General features: G+C 42.6%; 23 protein-coding genes and 2 pseudogenes. 10 read left to right on the forward strand and 15 right to left on the reverse strand.

Annotated elements, in window-relative coordinates:
* Window positions 1–587: 587 nt before the first annotated feature.
* The 9 genes and pseudogenes from CXB77_RS19555 to CXB77_RS04765 form a co-directional block, all read right to left on the reverse strand.
* Complete coding sequence (locus CXB77_RS19555; protein WP_172452529.1) at window positions 588–737, reverse strand: hypothetical protein; 150 nt, start codon at window positions 735–737, stop codon at window positions 588–590.
* Window positions 734–862, reverse strand: a complete 129-nt coding sequence (locus tag CXB77_RS22895; RefSeq protein WP_277949349.1) for a hypothetical protein — start codon at window positions 860–862, stop codon at window positions 734–736. The genes CXB77_RS19555 and CXB77_RS22895 overlap by 4 nt, the downstream gene beginning before the upstream one ends.
* A 31-nt stretch (window positions 863–893) precedes the next feature.
* A complete protein-coding gene (locus CXB77_RS04745) occupies window positions 894–1,133 on the reverse strand; it encodes a hypothetical protein (RefSeq protein WP_146108685.1) in 240 nt (79 codons plus the stop codon).
* Between the two features lie 265 nt (window positions 1,134–1,398).
* The gene (locus CXB77_RS04750; protein ID WP_146108686.1) at window positions 1,399–1,776 is read right to left on the reverse strand and encodes a hypothetical protein; all 378 of its coding nucleotides are present in this window, start codon (window positions 1,774–1,776) and stop codon (window positions 1,399–1,401) included.
* 712 nt (window positions 1,777–2,488) lie between these two features.
* A complete protein-coding gene (locus tag CXB77_RS19560) occupies window positions 2,489–2,665 on the reverse strand; it encodes a hypothetical protein (protein ID WP_172452530.1) in 177 nt (58 codons plus the stop codon).
* 57 nt (window positions 2,666–2,722) lie between these two features.
* Window positions 2,723–3,844: pseudogene (locus CXB77_RS04755) on the reverse strand (DUF3987 domain-containing protein); the annotation flags it as partial.
* Between the two features lie 148 nt (window positions 3,845–3,992).
* Complete coding sequence (locus CXB77_RS19045) at window positions 3,993–4,400, reverse strand: hypothetical protein (RefSeq protein WP_172452531.1); 408 nt, start codon at window positions 4,398–4,400, stop codon at window positions 3,993–3,995.
* Window positions 4,381–4,647: a hypothetical protein gene (locus CXB77_RS04760; RefSeq protein ID WP_105073006.1), complete on the reverse strand. Its 267-nt coding sequence runs from the start codon at window positions 4,645–4,647 to the stop codon at window positions 4,381–4,383. The genes CXB77_RS19045 and CXB77_RS04760 overlap by 20 nt, the downstream gene beginning before the upstream one ends.
* A gap of 220 nt (window positions 4,648–4,867) precedes the next feature.
* Entirely contained in the window at window positions 4,868–5,125 is a 258-nt protein-coding gene (locus tag CXB77_RS04765; protein ID WP_105073007.1) for a hypothetical protein, read from the reverse strand.
* 601 nt (window positions 5,126–5,726) lie between these two features.
* On the opposite strand from CXB77_RS04765, the gene CXB77_RS04770 reads away from it, so the two are divergent.
* The 7 genes and pseudogenes from CXB77_RS04770 to hsdR all read left to right on the forward strand — a co-directional run bounded on the left by CXB77_RS04770 (window position 5,727) and on the right by hsdR (window position 12,626).
* Entirely contained in the window at window positions 5,727–6,407 is a 681-nt protein-coding gene (locus CXB77_RS04770) for a recombinase family protein (RefSeq protein ID WP_105073008.1), read from the forward strand.
* Window positions 6,397–6,885 carry a hypothetical protein gene (locus tag CXB77_RS04775; protein ID WP_105073009.1) on the forward strand — a complete coding sequence of 163 codons (489 nt, stop codon included), beginning with the start codon at window positions 6,397–6,399 and terminating at the stop codon, window positions 6,883–6,885. The genes CXB77_RS04770 and CXB77_RS04775 overlap by 11 nt, the downstream gene beginning before the upstream one ends.
* Before the next feature lie 191 nt (window positions 6,886–7,076).
* Window positions 7,077–8,552 (forward strand): N-6 DNA methylase, encoded by a 1,476-nt coding sequence (locus CXB77_RS04780; RefSeq protein ID WP_105073010.1) that lies wholly within the window; start codon window positions 7,077–7,079, stop codon window positions 8,550–8,552.
* Window positions 8,552–9,757 (forward strand): restriction endonuclease subunit S, encoded by a 1,206-nt coding sequence (locus CXB77_RS04785; RefSeq protein WP_105073011.1) that lies wholly within the window; start codon window positions 8,552–8,554, stop codon window positions 9,755–9,757. Before CXB77_RS04780 ends, CXB77_RS04785 begins: the two co-directional genes overlap by 1 nt.
* A gap of 9 nt (window positions 9,758–9,766) precedes the next feature.
* A complete protein-coding gene (locus CXB77_RS04790) occupies window positions 9,767–10,036 on the forward strand; it encodes a DUF4258 domain-containing protein (RefSeq protein ID WP_105073012.1) in 270 nt (89 codons plus the stop codon).
* Complete coding sequence (locus CXB77_RS04795; RefSeq protein WP_105073013.1) at window positions 10,033–10,266, forward strand: type II toxin-antitoxin system MqsA family antitoxin; 234 nt, start codon at window positions 10,033–10,035, stop codon at window positions 10,264–10,266. Before CXB77_RS04790 ends, CXB77_RS04795 begins: the two co-directional genes overlap by 4 nt.
* A 6-nt stretch (window positions 10,267–10,272) precedes the next feature.
* A pseudogene (gene hsdR / locus CXB77_RS24460) lies at window positions 10,273–12,626 on the forward strand (EcoAI/FtnUII family type I restriction enzme subunit R).
* A gap of 92 nt (window positions 12,627–12,718) precedes the next feature.
* Here hsdR and CXB77_RS04805 read toward each other — a convergent pair.
* Entirely contained in the window at window positions 12,719–13,048 is a 330-nt protein-coding gene (locus CXB77_RS04805) for a hypothetical protein (protein ID WP_146108682.1), read from the reverse strand.
* A gap of 359 nt (window positions 13,049–13,407) precedes the next feature.
* Between CXB77_RS04805 and CXB77_RS04810 the strand changes: the two genes are divergently transcribed.
* From CXB77_RS04810 to CXB77_RS04820, 3 genes are all read left to right on the forward strand, one after another.
* Window positions 13,408–14,112: a ProQ/FINO family protein gene (locus CXB77_RS04810; RefSeq protein ID WP_242445465.1), complete on the forward strand. Its 705-nt coding sequence runs from the start codon at window positions 13,408–13,410 to the stop codon at window positions 14,110–14,112.
* 450 nt (window positions 14,113–14,562) lie between these two features.
* Entirely contained in the window at window positions 14,563–15,810 is a 1,248-nt protein-coding gene (locus CXB77_RS04815) for a replication protein (RefSeq protein WP_146108689.1), read from the forward strand.
* A 638-nt stretch (window positions 15,811–16,448) separates the two neighbouring features.
* On the forward strand, window positions 16,449–16,919 hold the full coding sequence (locus tag CXB77_RS04820) for a GNAT family N-acetyltransferase (RefSeq protein ID WP_105073021.1): 471 nt from the start codon (window positions 16,449–16,451) through the stop codon (window positions 16,917–16,919).
* Window positions 16,920–17,061: 142 nt separating this feature from the next.
* Here CXB77_RS04820 and CXB77_RS04825 read toward each other — a convergent pair whose 3' ends face one another.
* The 5 genes from CXB77_RS04825 to CXB77_RS04845 form a co-directional block, all read right to left on the reverse strand.
* Entirely contained in the window at window positions 17,062–17,451 is a 390-nt protein-coding gene (locus tag CXB77_RS04825; RefSeq protein ID WP_146108690.1) for an H-NS family nucleoid-associated regulatory protein, read from the reverse strand.
* Between the two features lie 116 nt (window positions 17,452–17,567).
* Window positions 17,568–17,783 carry a hypothetical protein gene (locus CXB77_RS04830; RefSeq protein WP_172452532.1) on the reverse strand — a complete coding sequence of 72 codons (216 nt, stop codon included), beginning with the start codon at window positions 17,781–17,783 and terminating at the stop codon, window positions 17,568–17,570.
* Window positions 17,784–17,796: 13 nt separating this feature from the next.
* A complete protein-coding gene (locus tag CXB77_RS04835; protein ID WP_172452533.1) occupies window positions 17,797–19,563 on the reverse strand; it encodes a UvrD-helicase domain-containing protein in 1,767 nt (588 codons plus the stop codon).
* Window positions 19,564–19,610: 47 nt separating this feature from the next.
* Entirely contained in the window at window positions 19,611–19,796 is a 186-nt protein-coding gene (locus CXB77_RS04840; protein ID WP_197711002.1) for a hypothetical protein, read from the reverse strand.
* A 109-nt stretch (window positions 19,797–19,905) separates the two neighbouring features.
* Window positions 19,906–20,131, reverse strand: a 226-nt coding sequence (locus CXB77_RS04845) for a hypothetical protein (RefSeq protein WP_206781061.1), incomplete at its 5' end; no start/stop codon positions are given.

Genomic DNA, 20,131 nt, shown 5'->3' on the forward strand with positions numbered 1-20,131 from the left:
CCAAGGGTTAATGTCGTATCACGAGGTTCGATTAAATCGAATTGATATAAGTGACGCATGTTTTTGATCCTAAAAGGGTTAAAAGGAATGTCATCATCATTGAATTGACTCCATTCAGCAGGTATTGCCGATGGATTCATATCAGTGGGTAATGATTCATCATCATCGCAATAGAGCCGTTGGATTTCTTCATAATCAATAGTCGATATATGAAGGGAACCAATAGGTTGGTTGTGTTGCAGTTATTTCAGCATAACAACTCCTGATCAATTCGCATCATCAATTGAGAGATATAAAAAAAGGCTGACGAAATGCCAGCCCTCAGTGGGTTAAAACCAGTAATGAATTAACGCAAGGTTAAACTCACACCAGTTTCAAGGTGAACTCCGGGAATGGAATCAACTCCTAAACGAAGTTTGTTCCTGCATCCAATTCTTACGAATATGGTCAAGGTCTCAAACTTCCTTGAATTGATCAGGGATCATTGATTCATCGTCCACAATGATTTCGAGCGGGTGTCTTACGAAGCCGGACAACGATCTGATTACTCTTCAGTTCAGTCTTGTTGACTTTCTGGAGTTGAGTTATCAGATAATTCCGCAGGAACTCAGAACGTGATTCAAGTTGTTTGCGCCGGAACGAATAATGTTCTCTGTTGCTTTAACAGCTTCAGCTTCCAGTTCTAATTCACGGGTATAACAAGCCACTGCTAATGCCTTGTCCGTGAAACTGGTCATCCAGTTGCAATTGATCCAGTGTTCTTGCCACCAATTGGTGAAGCGTTGCTGGTCATCATAATCAGATTCATCAATGACAGAATGTCACGATAATCATCGGCAATCTGGTATAGGGTAATACTCATATCGTTCTCCTCATTAAAACGGATGTCATCTTCAGTGGTACTGGGGGATGAAACATGCGAGGTTCATGGGGAATACACTTAACAGCCCGGTAAATGCCGGATCAGTAGGTATTGCGTCGAGACGAATTGAGATTCGTTCTCCATATTTGGATTCCTCAATAGTGAGTCGTTCAACAGCGATCCAAACTTTTTTATCAGAATGGTCGGAGGAGGACAGATACTTTTTTCCGTAAGCGATATTAAATACACGTTTATCTAAAACATGTTCCATGATGTTCTCCAAAGTTGATTAAGCTGCGGCAGAAAGTTCTGGCAGTTTCTTCATAACGAAGTCAAACAATGCAACAGGCAGTTCATTCAAGGATCGTATTGATCCTAATGATTTTGCTGATGCAATCTTATTGCAGTAGCAATGAATCGTTCTTTATCCAGATTCAACTTAGTAAGTTGATTGGATAATTCACGATGTTGCGCTTCTGTAATACAAGTTGAAGATGAAGTTGAGGGTTTATTCTCATTCATCGTTCTCAGGTTTTTCATATCTCAAGGTCTTGTGTAAAGACTTCAGAGAGACCCGCTAATCTTAATACGGAATCAATATGGGCCGATTTCTCAGCCATCTTGAGCGACTTATTAATGTCACCATAATCTTGTTTAAGACTACGGGCTCCAACTCCATCAGCGAGGGTTTGTCCGTGAATGTTTTTCAACTCACAACGCACCATCACATATTCAGGTATCAAACCTTGTAAAAAGGCTTGTTCTGTTTCCTTCAGTGAAGGAAAGTGAACTGTTATTCCTAACATCCCGCAAATCTTCTCAGCACCGGTTTGAATAAACTGGGCTTTGAAGGTCCACGTTTGGTTGGAATAGAACCGTAATCGATACCTTCTTTCAAAGATGACCGAATCCAATTCAGTAACAGTTGTCTGTTCTCACTTCTTCGCGCCAGGTCGTTTTTGAATACCGTTGTGGGAGTATCTAGCGGATTTATTGCTAGATTAGTTGACTCATCATCAATGACGATAGCCATTTCTTGGCTCGACATAATTGACTCCATAAAAAGAGACAATCAAATCGGCATTCCCGTGAAGGAACACCGATTTGATCAGGGATATCTTGGCTGACACAAATGCGTGAGCATTCATGGCGGAGGCACAGCGCAAGAAAAGTTTAAGGAAGTGGAGTAATAAAAAGTGTAAACACCATTATTAAACATCGTCCTTAATTATATAATATCTATATCAATTTTTGAAAACCCATTTCATATGCTCAGAACATATACAGAGATAATCAATCAGAATTGAATAGATTGATTGTTACCATAATTAGTTTTCAAAGGCGCGGGGGTGGTAGGGTAAGGGCAGCTAACCCTTTCCTAGGTTTCCCAGGCATGGTTTGCGGGTGAGGGTAAAAAAAAGCCTCCCTGCTGAGAGGGGGCGGGTAGTGGGATCAAACTATTTTGTGAATGATTAAATAATATCTAAGACTTCTTTATTAAAATCTTTTGTAAAACTTTCAATATCAAATCCACAATCATCTGAATCTAAACTATCGGATTCTTCTGGTTTAACTGGATTAAGATGTTGATTTAATGCGTCGAGCCAGAATGTTGGATAAGCATTTTTAGTTTTCAAAAACATTAAAGTCACTAATACGTGGATGAATTTGAATGGTTTCTGAAGGACGACCCTTAGTGTCTGAGTTGTGCTGTACGCGCACCCAGCCATGTTGTTCTAACACTTCAATAGCTTTCTTGATTTCATCAGTATCTTTTAGTCCGCTCCAACCTTTATTTTTCATTTCCCAGATGCTAAATGAATTATGAGCGCACCACTTTTCATCTTTTCTAATAACATTTTAGTGGTGTCTGTTAAGGCACCATTTTTTTTCCACACCGTACAATGCGAATGCGTGAGTTTCGAGATATTCACACCAAGCAATTGCCCGTAATACATTTTCTGTCTGAATAAAGTTTTGATTTGAATAATCTAAATATCCGCTGACTAAATCAATAATATGAAAGAGCAGTGCTAACTTAGCCATTAACGAGCCATATTTAGCTAAGTGATTTCCCAATGCTTCGTGAGGTAAACTACCATCACGGAGACGATTTTGTAACTCATCTTCCCAATTATTGAAATAAGTTTGTGCTTCTGATGAAAATCCATAACCAATGTAATTATCTTTTTTGCGTAAATCAGAGAAGCTATTCGGTTGAAAGCGATCAATCTTTTCCAATAAATCATTAACCTGTTTCTGGAACGTTTCATTTGGCTTGACATCATGTTGGACATAACGATCAATCTTTGGACAAACCATCAATTGAAACCTTGGCACTAAACCATCTGCTTCATGTCCATTGTTAAGACTGCCACGGATGTACTTTGAAAACGCACCAGGTTGTGTCGTACCAATAAGCGACAGACACACTTGATCAATAACAACTGATTCACGACTCAAACGCTCAACAGTATAAGCGTTTGTCCCGTTCCAACCTTCGAGATAAAAACCCCGATCACTTTCATGTCCTTTCTTTTCAAAAGAACTGATTAACGAAACCACTTCATCCCTCAAAACTAACGTGCCATTCGGGTTGTCTTGAAGAATCACCTGAAGCATTTCAATTGTTGTGTCTTGCGTATAATACTTTTTCCAAGGGGCTTTTTTAGGTGCTTTATGATACAAAGCATCTAATGCCTGTTGAGCTGCTGCCACCGAACTAGCATTGTTGTTAGTCGGCTTTGTTGCTGAATTGGTAGTTATTGATGAATTAATAGCCTTTTCTAATACTTTTTCTGCAGCTTTGATCTTGATTTTATGGACATTCTCATCCGCAGCGAACTGCTGCATATCCTGTTTATGTTGCTCATTAGCAGCTTTTTGTGACTTTTGTAAATAACCCAAAGTAGACATTAAAGCTGGAGTTTTCTTAACTCCGGGTGGACCAACTAATAATCCCCATACATTAGCGGGTACGACCCAAGTGTTATCATACTGTTAGGAAAAGCGACTACTTTATGACCGATTAAAGAGCCAATAACAGTTAGTATTGATACTGTCGGGAAATCAACTGGAACTTGCATCCGCGTAGATATATCCATTAAAAAACCACGCAATGGTTCGGGAATCAGTATTGGATCGAGTGGAGCAATACCTTGACGAGGTAAAGGTTGCGGGTCTGACCAAGGTTCTTGAACATCGCGCATCTTATTCTGCCAATCGGTTCTTTAAGATCACGCAATGAATGCCAGTTATGATGATGACAAGAGGCACTGAAACACTGCGCAGAGATTGCACCATTAGCAAGTTGCACGATTGATGCTTTCTGACCATGTGCTGGGTTCCAAGGACAATCAATCTTCCAAATCCGTGCTCCTGGTGTACTGAGCCATTGTTCAGCTTCACCAGCTTCAGGAAAGTAATTCATTAACCATTGATCTAACCAATTTTGTCCATCTTTAGCTTTAATCGGTGTTGATACCGATGTCTGAACTGGTGTGAGTACCGAGTTCTGACTAGTGTTCTGAATTGACAAAGGCTTGAAGTTTGGCAAGTTCCAATGGAATGATCGAATCGGGAACCGCTAATAACTTAGCTTGACGATGGATAATTCCCATTTCAGGAACTTCATCACCTTTACATGCTGTTGTGCCATAAAGTTTGGAGATGCGACTTGGGTTATAAACCGTTGGGTCAACCTTGACTATATCGGTATCAAACTGCTCGGCAAGCACCTTTAATGTGTCTTTAATCAAGGTGCTATCATTAGTAGATTCTGCCAACCGATAGATTAGATGATAACCATTACCTGAATCAGCACTGATAGGTTCGGGAAAGCCATGCGTTTTAACTAACTCTGTCCAGATTTGCTAACTACACCTTGTGCTGCCAGTTTCTGCTCATCAGTGGCAGATGTTCCACTAAGCCGTACCGGATCAATGTCAATTAAGAGTGTTATCTGTGCTGTAATGTCTTTATCACCCACAGCCTCATTTTTACGTGCTATGCGTAACCGATTATTTGCACGTGCCAGTAAGGTTGGATCAACTGGGTTGAGTGTGTAGTAAATACCACTTGCTGCGGTGACCGAGCTAATTCTTTGACTGCTAGATCAGGATCATTAAAGAAGCCAGAGACAATGCCAGTGTAATCTTTACCATCTAATTGAGCTTGCAATGCACGAATTTCAAAAGTGTTTCCAGAACACATCATTTGCAGGGTCTTTTTGACCTCTTGCAGATCATAATTAAACTTCTTCATTAAAATACCCTAATAAAAATAGTGTGAAAGTCTTGTGTGTTTAACACGGTTCGTCATATATCGCACCATTGAGGCTTTTACCCACAACGGAGAAGCTAAAGCGCTTCTGTTTGAATTACATCTATATGAAAGTTGAGCTTGGTTTGTAACGGGTAAAAATCACGTTGTTGTAGGCTTTTCATGGTTTCCTAGGCATGGTTTGCCCGAGTGGCAACGATCATCCCATCCCCCGAGTTGCCCTTGTGCTCAACATGCCCCGCAGTGCCAGGTAAACCTTGGAAAGGTCGGCTGGGCAGTGCCGATCCGGGATGCCCGGCTTGGATGACACAGATGCAGTGATTCATAAATTCATGGATCACAGATGCTCGGTTGCACTTCATCGCTCTTTCGCTTGTCTCAGCAGTGTTCTGTGGGTCAACGCACGGGCGTACTTCGACATCACCCTTTCCTCAATCCTGCTTAACGCATCCTCATTGACCTCATCGAATAGCCATTATTGTCATTCATCATCATTGATGACTTGTATCAGTTAAAGATAATTTGATAAATTACCAGATAATTCTTATCATGTAACACATTAAATTATCAGATAATTGTTACAATGCCAACAAAAACAATTGTATATCTGCGAACTTCGACCGGGTGGCAGGAGTTCGGGATTGATGCCCAACTTGATCAATGCCATGCCTTCAACAACAAGATTGATGCGGTATTTAGTGATGAAGGAATCAGTGGAACTGTATCCCTTCATAAACGTCCAGGGTTATTAGCAGCAATTGATTCATTGCAGAACGGAGATGTGTTGCTGGTTGCCCGAAGGGATCGCTTGTGTCGGGGTGATCCCGTCTTGATAGCGATGATTGAACGGCTGGTTGAGAAGCGCGGAGCAAGGATCATCAGTGTTGCGGGTGAAGGCACTGAAGGTGATGACCCGACAAACCGCTTGATTGTCGATGCCTTTGCCGAGTATGAAATTCTCTTGGTTAAAGCCCGAACGACAGCGGCATTGAGTTCAAAGAAAGCACGAGGTGAACGCACTGGTGGAGTTCCTTATGGATACAAACTGCATCCAATGAATCCTAAAGAATTGGTGATTGATGAGATTGAACAAAAGATTATTGTATTGATTAAAACACTTCGGGAAACCGGACAATCATTACAGAAGATTGCGGATGTGTTGACTGCCCAAGGATACAAGCCACGAGGCAAGAATTGGCATCGTCAGACCATTAAGAACATTCTCAATTTCACCCATTCTGAGCGATTCAAACATGACCAATAGACAACAAACCAATAATAACCGTATTCAGCAACAACGCTTGCGTGATCGGCGAAAAGAAGAGGGGTGGAAACGGGTCAGTGTCTGGGTGTCGCCAGAAGTCGCAACTTGTCTGCAAGCCATTGATCCGAATCTAGGAACGGCAATTTATGAAGTGATCAATAAATTATCTGATAACGATCATAACAAATTATCTGATAATTTAGTTGAGCCTGTTGTTACCACAGATAACCCTGTTGATTCCGTTAATGATTTTGATCTGAGTGCGTCTAAGCAACAGGTTCGGAAGAGTGCTGTTAAGTACCACGACAAGATCAAACTGATGGCATGGAAGCTGCGTTGCGAGGGTTCAACACGGGCACAGATAGCCGATGCTATTCAATTAGAAGTTGGTGAACCTTTACCCAGGTCGTTTATGAGTCATGTCAATCGACTTATTAAGGCAGGGCAACGATTAGCGGAGAGTGATCGTAAAACTTGAATGGTTGTGATGCTATTAAATAACTTTGATCCGCCCTCGATGTCGGATGATGTCACAGTCTGGTCAGATTGCAGCTCAGATTGCAGCAGTTGGCAGGCGAGTTGGTGCAAGATGTGCGGACAACTGGCTGCTGATCCCGTACAGTGACCAGCATCGCCCTTTCCCCCGTCTATTCAACGGTCACTACAACGATGTTTGAGCAAGCCTTTAAGTCCATTGATGACATTCTCAGAAAAGAAGCCGGTTGCACCACTGAGCTTGATTACACTGAACAAACTTCATGGTTATTGTTTTTGAAGTATTTAGATGGTTTAGAACAAGATCGCGCTTTGGCAGCGCAATTCGATAATAAGACCTATACCTTTTTGCTTGATCCTGATTTTCGTTGGGAATCTTGGGCAGCTCCAAAAGATATGTTTGGTGGCATTGACCACAATCTAGCATTGAACGGCGATGATTTGCGTGAATTTGTGGATAATGAATTGTTTCCCTATTTGCGTGGATTCAAACAACGTGCCAGTGGTGCAGATACGCTTGAATATAAAATTGGGCAGATTTTCGCGGAGATTAAAAACAAGATTCACAGCGGCTATAACTTACGGGAAATCATTGATCGCATTGATGAGTTGCGTTTCCGGTCGCAGACAGAAAAGCATGAACTCTCGCACCTGTATGAAACCAAGATTAAAAACATGGGTAATGCTGGGCGCAATGGCGGAGAATACTATACGCCGCGTCCTTTGATTCGGGCAATGGTGCAGGTGGTGAATCCTCAAATTAACGAACGCATTTATGATGGTGCAGTTGGTTCAGCGGGTTTTCTGTGCGAAGCCTTTGATTTTCTTAGGAAACAGCCCAATCTGACTACCGAACATTTAACAATTCTGCAAGAGCGTACCTTTTACGGCAAAGAAAAAAAGTCATTGGCGTATGTCATTGCCATTATGAATATGATTTTGCACGGCATTGATGCGCCTAACATTCTACACACCAATACTCTTTCTGAGAATCTTGCTGATATTCAAGAGAAAGATCGGTTTGATGTCATTCTGGCTAATCCACCGTTTGGCGGCAAGGAACGCAAAGAAGTACAGCAAAACTTCCCGATTCGTACTGGTGAAACAGCGTTTTTATTCCTGCAACATTTCATTAAAATGCTACGGGTTGGCGGTCGTGCGGGAGTGGTGATTAAGAATACTTTTCTATCAAACACCGATAATGCTTCTGTGAGTTTGCGTAAGTTGTTATTGGAATCATGCAATTTGCATACTGTCCTTGATTGTCCCGGTGGTACCTTTCAAGGTGCGGGTGTTAAAACGGTGGTGCTGTTCTTTGAGAAAGGTATTGCAACGCGCCAAGTGTGGTATTACCAGCTTGATCCGGGACGGAATCTCGGTAAAACGAATCCATTGAATGACGATGATCTGAAAGCGTTTGTCGAATTACAAAAGACTCAAGCGGATTCATTGCAAAGCTGGAGCGTGGATGTTTCCGGTATTGATTCCAATACTTATGATTTATCGGTGAAGAATCCGAATGGTGGCGAGGCAATCGTTCATCGCAGTCCAGTCGATATTATGGATGAGATAATTGCATTGGATGCGGAAAGTGCAGAAGTGTTGGCAGTGATTCGTGATTTATTGGGATCGAATAGCGAGGGAATGTAATGAAAACGGATTGGGAAATAAAACGGCTGCCTGATGTTGCTAAGTATTTCATTGGTCTTACCTACACCCCTAAGGATGTCAGCAACGTGGGAACAATCGTCCTGCGATCCTCAAACGTGCAGAATGATGAACTAGACCTGTCAGACCTTGTGCGAGTGACATGTTCTGTAAACAAGCTGCTGTACGTTTGTAAAGGGGATATTTTGATGTGCAGCCGTAACGGCAGTAAACGTTTGGTTGGCAAGACTGCGGTAATTGGAGACCTTCCCGAAAAAATGACTTTCGGGACGTTCATGATGGTAATCAGAAGCGAGTACAACCCTTATCTTTCGTGGTTTTTTCGGTCTGAAGCCTTTCGTGAGCAAATCGGTGTTGGCGAAAATACCATGATCAACCAAATTACGAAGTACATGCTGGATGCCATCCATGTGCCTACTCCCCCACTCCCCGAACAATGCCGCATCGTTGCCATTCTTGACCAAGCCTTTGCTGGTATCGCCACCGCCAAAGCGAATGCCGAACAGAACCTTAAAAATGCCCGTGCTTTATTTGAAAGTCATCTGCAATCTGTTTTCACTGAACGGGGTGAAGGGTGGGTGAGTAATAAACTTGGCGCAATCACGACAAAGATTGGCAGCGGTGCAACTCCGCGAGGTGGCGAAGATTCTTATAAAAATGAGGGAATTTCTTTAATTCGTAGCTTAAATGTTTATGATATAAAATTCAAATATAAAAGGCTCGCATTTTTAGATGATATACAAGCTAGTGATTTATCAAATGTTGAAGTTAAAACGAACGATGTTCTTTTGAATATAACAGGAGCTTCAATAGCTAGAAGCTGTATTGTACCTGATGATGTGTTGCCTGCTCGCGTGAATCAACACGTTTCTATTATTAGACCATTACCTCATATATTAAACTCAAAATTTTTGAGCTACTTACTTGTCTCAAAACCATATAAAAATAAGTTGCTCCAAACTGGTGAGGAAGGTGGTTCAACAAGGCAGGCAATAACAAAAGCCCAGATTTCTGATTTTTTTGTTAGTTATCCAGAGCTTATTAAAAAGCAAACAGAAATAGTTGTAAAACTTGATGATATGATTTCAAGAACCCAACACCTCGAATCCATTTATCAACGCAAACTCGCCGCACTTGATGACTTGAAAAAATCCCTCTTAAATCAAGCCTTTAGTGGTCAATTGTGAAAGAAAACAATGCAAATCATTTGGAGAAAACATGTTCAAATTCGTATGATGGAACGTATGATTTCACGCGAAGCGATATTAACAACTTTAAGACAAGGTGAAATCATCAACGAATATCCAGATGATACACCATGCCCAAGTCGGCTTTTATTACACTGGGTGAATGGACAACCACTCCATGTCGTTGCTGCAACCTGTCAAGAAACAACCGTTATCATTACCGCGTATTATCCCGATCCGGCAATGTGGGATAGTGACTTTCGGAGAAAACGCAAATGAAATGCGCAATCTGCAAGCAAGGCGACTTATTGGCAAAACATACTGAAGTTGTGTTTCATAAAAACGGTCAAACAATACTCATCAAAGATGTGCCAGCTTTAATTTGTAATAGTTGTGGCGAAGAGTATTTCGATGATGACACATCACAACGATTGTTATGTCTTACAGAACAAACTGATCCAATTATTCCTCAAGCGATTGTGATCGAACAATATCAAGCCGTGGCGTAGTCGTTAATGAACGAAGCTGAAACCCGTGCTGATTATATTGATCCTGCATTAAAAGCAGCGGGTTGGAGTGTTATTCCAGAGAGTCGCATCCGGCGTGAATATCCAATTACACTCGGACGTTTACAAGGCACTGGGAAACGCGCTCAACCTTTATTTGCTGATTATGTGTTGGAATACCGCAATCACAAGTTGGCAGTGATTGAAGCGAAAGCGTGGCATGAAGCATTAACTGAAGGCGTGGGACAAGTAAAAGATTATGCTGATAAATTAGCCGTGCGTTTTGCTTACGCCACGAATGGGCAAGGTATTTATCAAATTGATATGCGCACTGGTGTTGAGGGTGAAATTCAACGCTATCCAACACCACAAGAACTGTGGGATTTAACCTTTAATCAACACAATGTTTGGCATGAGCGTTTTGCTGCCATTCCGTTTGAAGATCGTGGCGGTTATTTCCAACCGCGTTACTATCAAGATATTGCCATTAAAAAGGTGCTAACTGCTATCACTGCCGGTCAAGACAGGATTTTATTAACTCTTGCCACTGGAACCGGTAAAACCTTTATTGCTTTTCAAATCGCTTGGGTATTATTTCAGAGTCGTTGGAATCTACACGCATGGAAACACCACAACAGAGTCACCCGTCGTCCGCGCATTCTTTTCCTTGCGGATCGTAATATCCTTGCCAATCAAGCCTATAACGCTTTTTCAGCCTTCCCTGAAGATGCGTTGATTCGGATTGAACCAGCAGATATTCGCAAAAAGGGCAAGGTTCCCAAAAACGGCAATCTATTTTTTACCATTTTCCAGACCTTCATGAGCGGAGCAGCGGCAGACGGGCAACTCGCACCGTACTTTGGTGACTATCCCCCGACTTCTTTGATGTCATTATTGTTGACGAATGTCATCGCGGTGGTGCCAATGATGAAAGCTCATGGCGCGGCATTCTGGATTACTTTACTCCAGCAGTGCAATTGGGTTTAACTGCCACTCCGAAGCGCAAAGATAATGTAGACACCTATGCTTATTTTGGTGAACCGGTGTTTATTTATTCATTGAAAGCCGGCATTAACGATGGATTTTTAACTCCGTTTCGAGTGAAGCAAATCACCACCACGTTAGATGAATACTGTTATACCGCAGATGATCTAGTGCTGGAAGGTCAAGTTGATATTGATAAAACATATCAAATAAATGATTTTAATCGTATTATTGAAATAAGAGAACGGGAAGCCTACTTAGTTTCATTATTCATGGCACAGATTAAACCCTATGAAAAAACACTGGTTTTCTGTGCAAATCAAGGACATGCGTTAATGATCCGTGACTTGATTAACCAAAATAAGGTGAGTGATGATCCGCAGTATTGCCAGCGTGTGACGGCAGATGAAGGCGCACTGGGTGAACAATATCTGCGTGACTTTCAAGACAATGAAAAGACCATTCCCACTATCTTAACCACCTCGCACAAACTTTCAACTGGTGTTGATGCCCGCAACATTCGTCACATTGTGTTATTGCGTCCAATCAATTCCATGATTGAATTCAAGCAAATTATTGGACGAGGAACGCGGTTATATGAGGGCAAAGAGTATTTCACTGTTTATGATTTCGTACAAGCACATCAACATTTTAATGATCCCGAATGGGATGGTGAACCAATTGAACCGGTGAGTGCTTCCCGTAGTCCCCGCGAAGGTGTGCAGGAACCAGCACCACCTTGTTATCTGTGTGGGCAACGCCCTTGTGTGTGTCAACGCAAGGTGAAGGTGAAGCTGGCTGATGATAAGGTGCGCACCTTGCAATACCAGATGGCAACCAGCTTTTGGCATCAAGATGGAACGCCGATGTCAGCGCAGCAGTTTTTGGAGCTGTTATTCGGTACACTGCCCGCCTTCTTCAATGATGAAACCCAGTTACGCACCTTGTGGAGCGCACCAGATACACGCCGTAAGCTATTAGATGGACTTGCTGAGAAAGGGTTTGGTAAAGAGCAACTGTTTGAAATGCAACAACTTATCAACGCAGAGAAGAGCGATTTATTTGATGTGTTGGCGCATGTCGCTTATGCTACTCAACCGCTCACCCGAGAAGAGCGCGTCGGTCGGGCAATGGCACAGATCAGCGCGATCTTTAATAGTCAACAACAGGTTTTTCTTGATTTCGTGTTGTCGCATTATGTAGATTTAGGCGTTGATGAATTGGATGAAAAGAAGTTAACGCCATTGTTGTTGCTTAAATATAATTCTTCACTTACAGATGCAATAGATAATCTTGGTCAGCCGGATGAAATTAGAAGGGTATTTAATGGGTTTCAGAAATACCTTTATCAGGGTGGAATTGAAGAGGTTGTATCCTGACAATAAAGATTACAGCTAATAATAGCAAATTTCTGATCGACAATGCGTTATTATCGATCAGGATAAAGTAAAGTGAGTTCACTCGTTACCATCTAAAGACATTTCTTCTTTATTTTCCTTACGCTATCACCGTCAATAAGGATGTATATTTTTTTATTCTTTTCAAAAGAATAGAGTGCTAACTGTGAATCTTTTGAAAAATCATTACCATCATCATCTATACAAATGCTAAGATTTTTCCCATCCACAGTTTTCCCTTTTACTATGAAATACATACAATCCTCACTTTCTGTTTCGAGAATCTTTGAAACAGTGGCGCAGACATATCTTTCTTTAGCAAAGGCATGAGATGTAAACGTCATAGCATAGATTATTCCACACAACCAAGAAATCTTCACAATACTATAAAATGCGGTTCTCATACTAATATCCTTTTTGCAGTTAAATCCCAGTTTAATGATGTTAAAGCAATGTACGCATTCAATTGATTTGAGTACTACATTTTGATAGTGATCGATCAATTAGGATCACTATCTGTTATCAGACGCGAAGAACATTGAGTAGATCAGCGATCCTTTGTCGCTTTGCTAGATTTCATTGCCCTCGCCGGAGGGCTTATAATAAGCATAGAATACGTCAGCTTTGGGGTAATGGCAAAACGTTATGATCCTTACAATCAATAAACTTGAATCAAATCAAACGAATGGATGACTTGAAGCCATCAGTGCCAAGTGACGAACCCAACGAGCCAGACACTGATACAATCCCAGTGCAGACCTGGTTGGCACCACAGCTCGACATCATCGCACTCTATCCGGCTTGTTTTGATCTAGCTCGTCCGCGTCCACTGAAGTTGAGGATTCACAAGGACTTGATCGCTGCTGGTCACAAACGGTCTGACATCAAGCATGTGTTGGGTCGTTATTGCGGACGCATCCGCTATCTTCAATCAATACAGCCGGGAGCAGTACGGGTTGATCTGCTGGGACAACCCGCCGGTGAGGTGACTGAAGCTGAGTGTGACAGTCCGCGTGCGAGGCTGGCATTGATTTCTGCGCAACGTTTAGCTATACCACTCAAGCCAAAACCGGTTAAGATAAAGAAGATTGAGAAGGTAAAAAAGCCCAAGGCAGTACAGGAACCGAAACCCGTTCCACCACTTGATGCACCCTTGACCCCGGAGAGTATCGTGAGCGGTCGCCTTGAATTAACAGTGAAGTTTACTAAACTGCCGCAACCTGTTATCGTTAAGTCAGGGATGAAGATTGGTGTTCAGACTGACACTGCGTTGGTGGTGACAACTTTGAAGCCGAAGGTCTGGAAGAAACTGGAGAAGGCACAAGTTGACTGGACACAATGGGTTGCTGCAATGACTGGCAAGCTGGGTGCTCAAGTTGGCAGTGATGCCGGAACGATTGTGATGTTGGAAGAAGCGTCGTTACAGGTGTTTGAAAAGAAGGTGAAGGCAACTGTGCCTGATCAATGAAATAACAATTTCTGTTATATTAAAAATAACACTACAGAGGATTAAGAAATGATGTTAGATAAAAAATCATATTCAACACAACAAAAAGCCGATTCAGTAATGAACCGGCTTTTTTTATAACATACTAAATTCTTTTAACCGGCTAAACCAACAGACCCAACACAAGTTTCTGGTTTTGCCTTCACTGTACGCAATCAACGCCGCGCTAACACTGTAAAAAACAACAGCAATAGCAAAAACACACAGAAAACCGGCGTCAACCAAGGCTCAAGTTTACACGATCTGCACTAAGTAACAAGAGCCTCAGTGATTGCGTCAAGGAAGCCCACATGGCACTTGGCATAGCACACATACTGAAAACCAACGATTTCCTCAACACTGAATGCGTCTGAAGCGCAGGAAGAGTCGTTCCCGGCACAGCTGCTCACCGCACAAGAGCATGTCGATTTGTTGCACCCGCCCCGTGCGTATGGTGTCACTGTGTTCTGGGAACAGCACAAGCCGAGTGGTGGTTGGAAAACACTTCGTTCTGACTCACCGAACCTACCGGAGTTTCTCGCCGACCAACAAGGTCAACAAGACCGTTATCTCACTGTCAATGAATTCTATCGCTGGCGTGTAACCAACCAGTTGAAATCGTTGCGAGCCTGTTATGTCGATATTGATGGCAATGTCGATATTGACAAGGCATTACAGCGACTTATTGAAATGGAGCTGCCTGAACCTTCCTTTGTGATCTACAGCGGGCGAGGTATGCACCTGTATTGGTTAATCAAACCAGTACCAGCCAAAGCCCTACCGGTCTGGCAAATGGTGCAGAACAAATTGGTTGAAGCACTCTTGCCGATTGGAGCTGATCCGGTTGTCAAGGATTGCACTCGGGTATTGCGGCTGTGCGGAACGATCAACAGCAAAAATGGAGTTCAAGTCACTGGGAAAAAACTGACCGGGAAACGTTGGACACTGCATCAATTGTCTGATGCCGTATTGGGAAAACGCCAGAATGGGTGCCTTCCCAAAACAAGGTCAGCACAAGTGCACAGTTTCAGTGCAAAACCCAACGGACGTAAAAAATACGGCAGCATCTATCAGTGGTGGTCTTTGGTACACCAAGATTTAATGAAGATTGGGGATTATTATTTACCCAGTGGTGGTATTCCAGAAGGTCATCGGGACATCTGGCTATTCTTAACCTTGCTTTCATTATCGTGGTTTGTGCCAGCAGCGCGTGTCAAAAGTGAAATGCTTAAACTGGCACGACGCTATACACCGGGACTAATGAACGATGTTCAACGCCAGATGCTTCCAATAATTAACCGTGCTGAAGCATCAATGCGTGGTGAAAAGATCATATTCAACGGTAAAACAGTTGACCCACGTTATCAATTCAAGCGTGAAACCCTGTTTGAATGGATACAAGAGATCATCCCTGACGAGTTGCAGTCAGAGCTGCGGGCGATCATTCCTAACGAACTGCGGACACAGCGTAGAAAGGAGCGGGACAAAGCACGTCCACCGCGTGACCGGATGAAAGAAGGTCGTTATCAGGATCATTACACCAAAGATGGTGTGCGAGAGAGTAATCGAGAGAAGGGGAACAAGCTCGGCAGATGCGAGCCGTTGGGATGTCCCTTCGTACCATTGCAAAAGGGTTGGATGTTTCAAGCCGTTGTGTTGCCCTCTGGACAGGGTGCGTAGGAACCCGCACCTCTTTAATGCCCGTCCCCACAGGGTCGCCTAGGGCAGTTAATCCCCTTGATAATGACTGTGAGGGGGGATGGATCGGACATCGGTTGTTCCTGTGTTGAGTGGGGCTTCGGGTGGGTTGGTGGTTGAGTCTGATTACTTGGGTGAGTCTGAACGGTTTGGGGTGGTTTTCCAGTGTCATCGCATTGCTTGGGGTTGGAAGAGCCTTTAAGCGCTGTTCTGAATGGTCTCAATGGCATTTTGACTAGCTGGTTGGGTTGGTTGGTTTGGCTGGTGTTTCTTGTTGTGTTGCGGCTGTGAGTGGGTTTTAGGGTTGATGTTGACTTGAGTTATTATCTGAACTTTACGTTATCGTTAGGTTTGGGTTTTGATTGTTTCAAGGTTCAGGGCTGACAACTCTTTGTGTGTTGTGAGAGTGATTTAATGAATGGGTTCAGTTGAGACTAGTGACAACAGCTACAAGACAGCTACAACTTTTCGGCAGTTTGTCCTGTCTTTTCAAGGGTTAATGAATCTGTTACCGTTGTCGCTGTTGTAGCCGTTCCTTTTTTTGAGGTGAGCATTGATGAAATTCCTGACCAAGACTTTTGATAACATCATTGATGATCCTGATTAAAGGTGAGCACAACATGGAAATAATCAGTGTTGGTGAACACAATCTCAACGTTTACCTAAATCTTGCCCAGAGCTATGAAGGTGAATTTTCAGGTATTACCAGAAAGAAGCCTAATGAATGTGGATTATTTCCTCTTGATACACAGATTAGCGATAATACAAAAGGGTATCTTCTTATTATTGATAACACTCCCGCTGGTCTCGCTGCGATATTAGCAAAGTCTAATAACAAGTATGAGGTTAGTGAATTTTATATCATTCCATACTTTCGTAAGCAGTTGTTTGGTAAACATTTTGCGCATCAACTCTGGCGCATGTTTCCCGGTCATTGGGAAGTAAAACAAATTACTGGGGCTGACGATGCGTCTGTGTTTTGGCGTAAAGTAATCAGTGAATTTACTCTGGGAACTTTCTTGGAAGATAAATATGAAGATTCCTATTGGGGATTAGTTACAAGGCAGCAATTTTGCACTGTCATTGAATAAAAGTTAATGCTTTTTTGACCAAACAATCAAATTAAGATCGAGCACAACATTCATTCCGCAATACCGTTGGTTACAACAGTGGGCACTGCGCATGAAGAGCATAAGTCTGTCTGCGCAGGTGTTCAGTGTTGGGTTCATTCCATCATGAATGGTTATGATCCTCAGAACTTTGACATTCAGATGATGGTTCAATCAGGAAATCATCATAGTTGCGACCTTTCATCCACCAAGGCGCACGACCGGCTCCACTCCATGTTTTGACCGAATTAGGATCACGATATTTAGGTGGGAGAGGTGGTTTAACCGGTGTTTTCGGTTTCAACTGTGGGAAAACATCTTCAGCGGTAAGCGCATATTTCTCTAGTGAAGCTCTTAACTCTTTGATCTTACTGCGCTTTTCCAGTTTGCGGGCAGCATCGATTTCCTGTTGCAGGATTTCCTGTTGTTGGAGCAGTTCATCAAGGGTTGACATAAATCGGTTCTCAAATACAAGGAAGTGTTGAAAGATACATGATTCAGTTAACAAAATCATCAGGTGTTCTGAATAAGGCACTTTATTGTGTTATGAAATAAATCCATTCTTAATAATTGAATGGTTTAATGATCGATCAGAAAACACCAGTAATGATGTTCCCAATCGATCAATGATTATTGCATGGTCATTGCCATTCGTTCTTTCACTCGCATGACTGCCTCATTATATTGAGCCACCTTATTAAAACGGATATGCTCAATTAATTCCCCTGGAATCTCATTCATAAAGCGAGATGGTTTTGAATTCCATTCTCGTCCATGAATCAACCGGCTTTCCGCATGAGTCATAAACAATTGTTCCATCGCACGAGTTATGCCGACATAGCACAATCGTCTTTCCTCCTCAAAAACGTTCTCGATCATGTAACGACATACTGTGTGGGAATAATCCCTCCTCGAGTCCGACAAGGAACACCACTGGGAATTCCAGCCCTTTTGCCGCGTGAAGTGTCATTAACTGCACGGCATCGTTGTTGTCATCATCGCTCATCTCGTTTGCTTCCAAGGCAACATGATTCAGGAACACCGTTAAAACATCACCATCTTCCATGTCCCAGCTCCGTTCAAAGCGAGCGGCTGTTTCCACCAACTGATCCAGATTCTCAACGCGCTCCTCCCCCTTTCCATCGGGTTGCTTGAGATAAAACTCCGGTAACTCTGTCTGTTTCAGCAGTTGATTCAATCGTGTTGCCAACGTCATCTTTCCAATGTGATTAGATTGAATCAATGCCACAAATGCTGTGAGTGATTCATTGACTTTCTTGGTCAAGCCTTTCTTTGCAATCAAATCCAGTGTTGCTTCCCATAACGATCCCGATAATGTCTGTGCGTGTTTCCTCAATAACTCAATGGTGCGTTCACCAATTCCACGAGTCGGAACATTCACAATGCGCTCAAAGGCAAGGTCATCATTGCAGTTTGCGATCAAGCGTAAATATCCCAACGCATCTCGAACTTCCGCTCGTTCAAAGAAGCGTAATCCATTATGGATGCGATAAGGAATGCCAGCTTTAATCAATCGTTCTTCAAACATCCGTGATTGTGCTGAAGTCCGATATAAGATTGCATAATCTTGATAACATCGGTGATTCATGGTCAATGTTTGACCAATGCGATCAATCACGAAACGGGCTTCATCACCCGCATCAATAGCCGTATAGCATTGAATCAAAGAACCTGTTGATTGTTGTGTCCACAGATTCTTACCGAATCGATTCCGGTTGTGTGCAATCACGGCATTGGCAGCATTCAGAATGTTGCTGGTAGAACGATAGTTTTGTTCCAATCGTAATACCTGCACATTGAGATAATCTTGTTTCAATGCCTTCAGATTCGCAACCTTCGCTCCTCTCCATCCGTAAATGGATTGGTCATCATCTCCAACTGCACAGATGAAGTTATTGCTGGTAGATAACATCCGTAACCACATATATTGCATTGTGTTGGTATCTTGGAACTCATCAACCAGAATCTGTTGAAAGCGGCTTTGATAGTGTTGACGAATATCCCGATGATCCCGCAATAATTCATAAGCACTCAACAATAAGTCAGCGAAGTCAAGGGCTTTATTCTGTTGCCGTTGCAATTCATATTCCGCATAGATATTGCGCAGAACAGCTAACTTTTCATCATCCTCTCCAACTTCCACTTGGTGCGGATGAAGTCCATTCTCCTTAGCATTGTTGATAACGCTCAACACCCATTTGATTGGGTAAGTAGTGTCATCAATCTGCATCGTTGCCATCACTCGTTTCAATAAACGACGCTGATCCTCTGCATTGAGAATCTGGAAGTCTTTATCTAACTGTGCCGCTTGCCAATGTATTCTCAGTAGTCGATGTGCCAAACCATGGAAAGTTCCAATCCATAACCCATTCAATGCAGTATCAAGGTTAGCTTCTAACCGGTGTTTCAATTCAGTTGCTGCCTTGTTGGTAAATGTCACCACTAACAAGGATTCAACTGGAATGTGATGATGTTCTATCAACCACCCGATTCTTTCCACTAATACACGGGTTTTACCAGAACCAGCTCCAGCCAGAACCAGCATATTACTCAATGGTGCAGTGACCACTTTCAGTTGAGCAGGATTGAGTGCATTCAGATTCATCATTGATTTCTCAAATTAAAGAGGTGCCGTAGCACCTCAAAGGGGGGTTAATACTCTTCAGGTAAGAGAAGAGTGGTAACAGTTCGATCCGCTTCCGTAATGATCCAGATGCGCAAGTCATCCTGTAATGGATAGACTGACAGCACTCTGTTTCCTTCCACTACAGCACGATCATTTTCCTGTTGATCTTCGCTGCTGATCTCTCCCCAATTGCCTTGGCGATGCCGAAACAATAGGAAGAGTGGAGATATTGCACATTCTTGTAATGCGGAATGTGCTCCATCAGTAATGACAATTTCACCCAGTGGGAACTTGAATGTGATTGCATGGATTACACCGTTGTTAATCGGCGTAAATGTTGGAATCTGATTGGGGAATCAAGTTCCAGTTTATAACGCAGTCGCAGAGATGATTGAATTCATCATTGCTCAAAATGAATTGAGTACAATGACGATGTTCATCCATCAAGATCATGGTGATTGTGCCAGTGGCATCTTCACCAAGGGTTAATGTCGTATCACGAGGTTCGATTAAATCGAATTGATATAAGTGACGCATGTTTTTGATC

This window comes from Chromatium okenii, assembly GCF_002958735.1.
Classification (GTDB): domain Bacteria; phylum Pseudomonadota; class Gammaproteobacteria; order Chromatiales; family Chromatiaceae; genus Chromatium; species Chromatium okenii_A.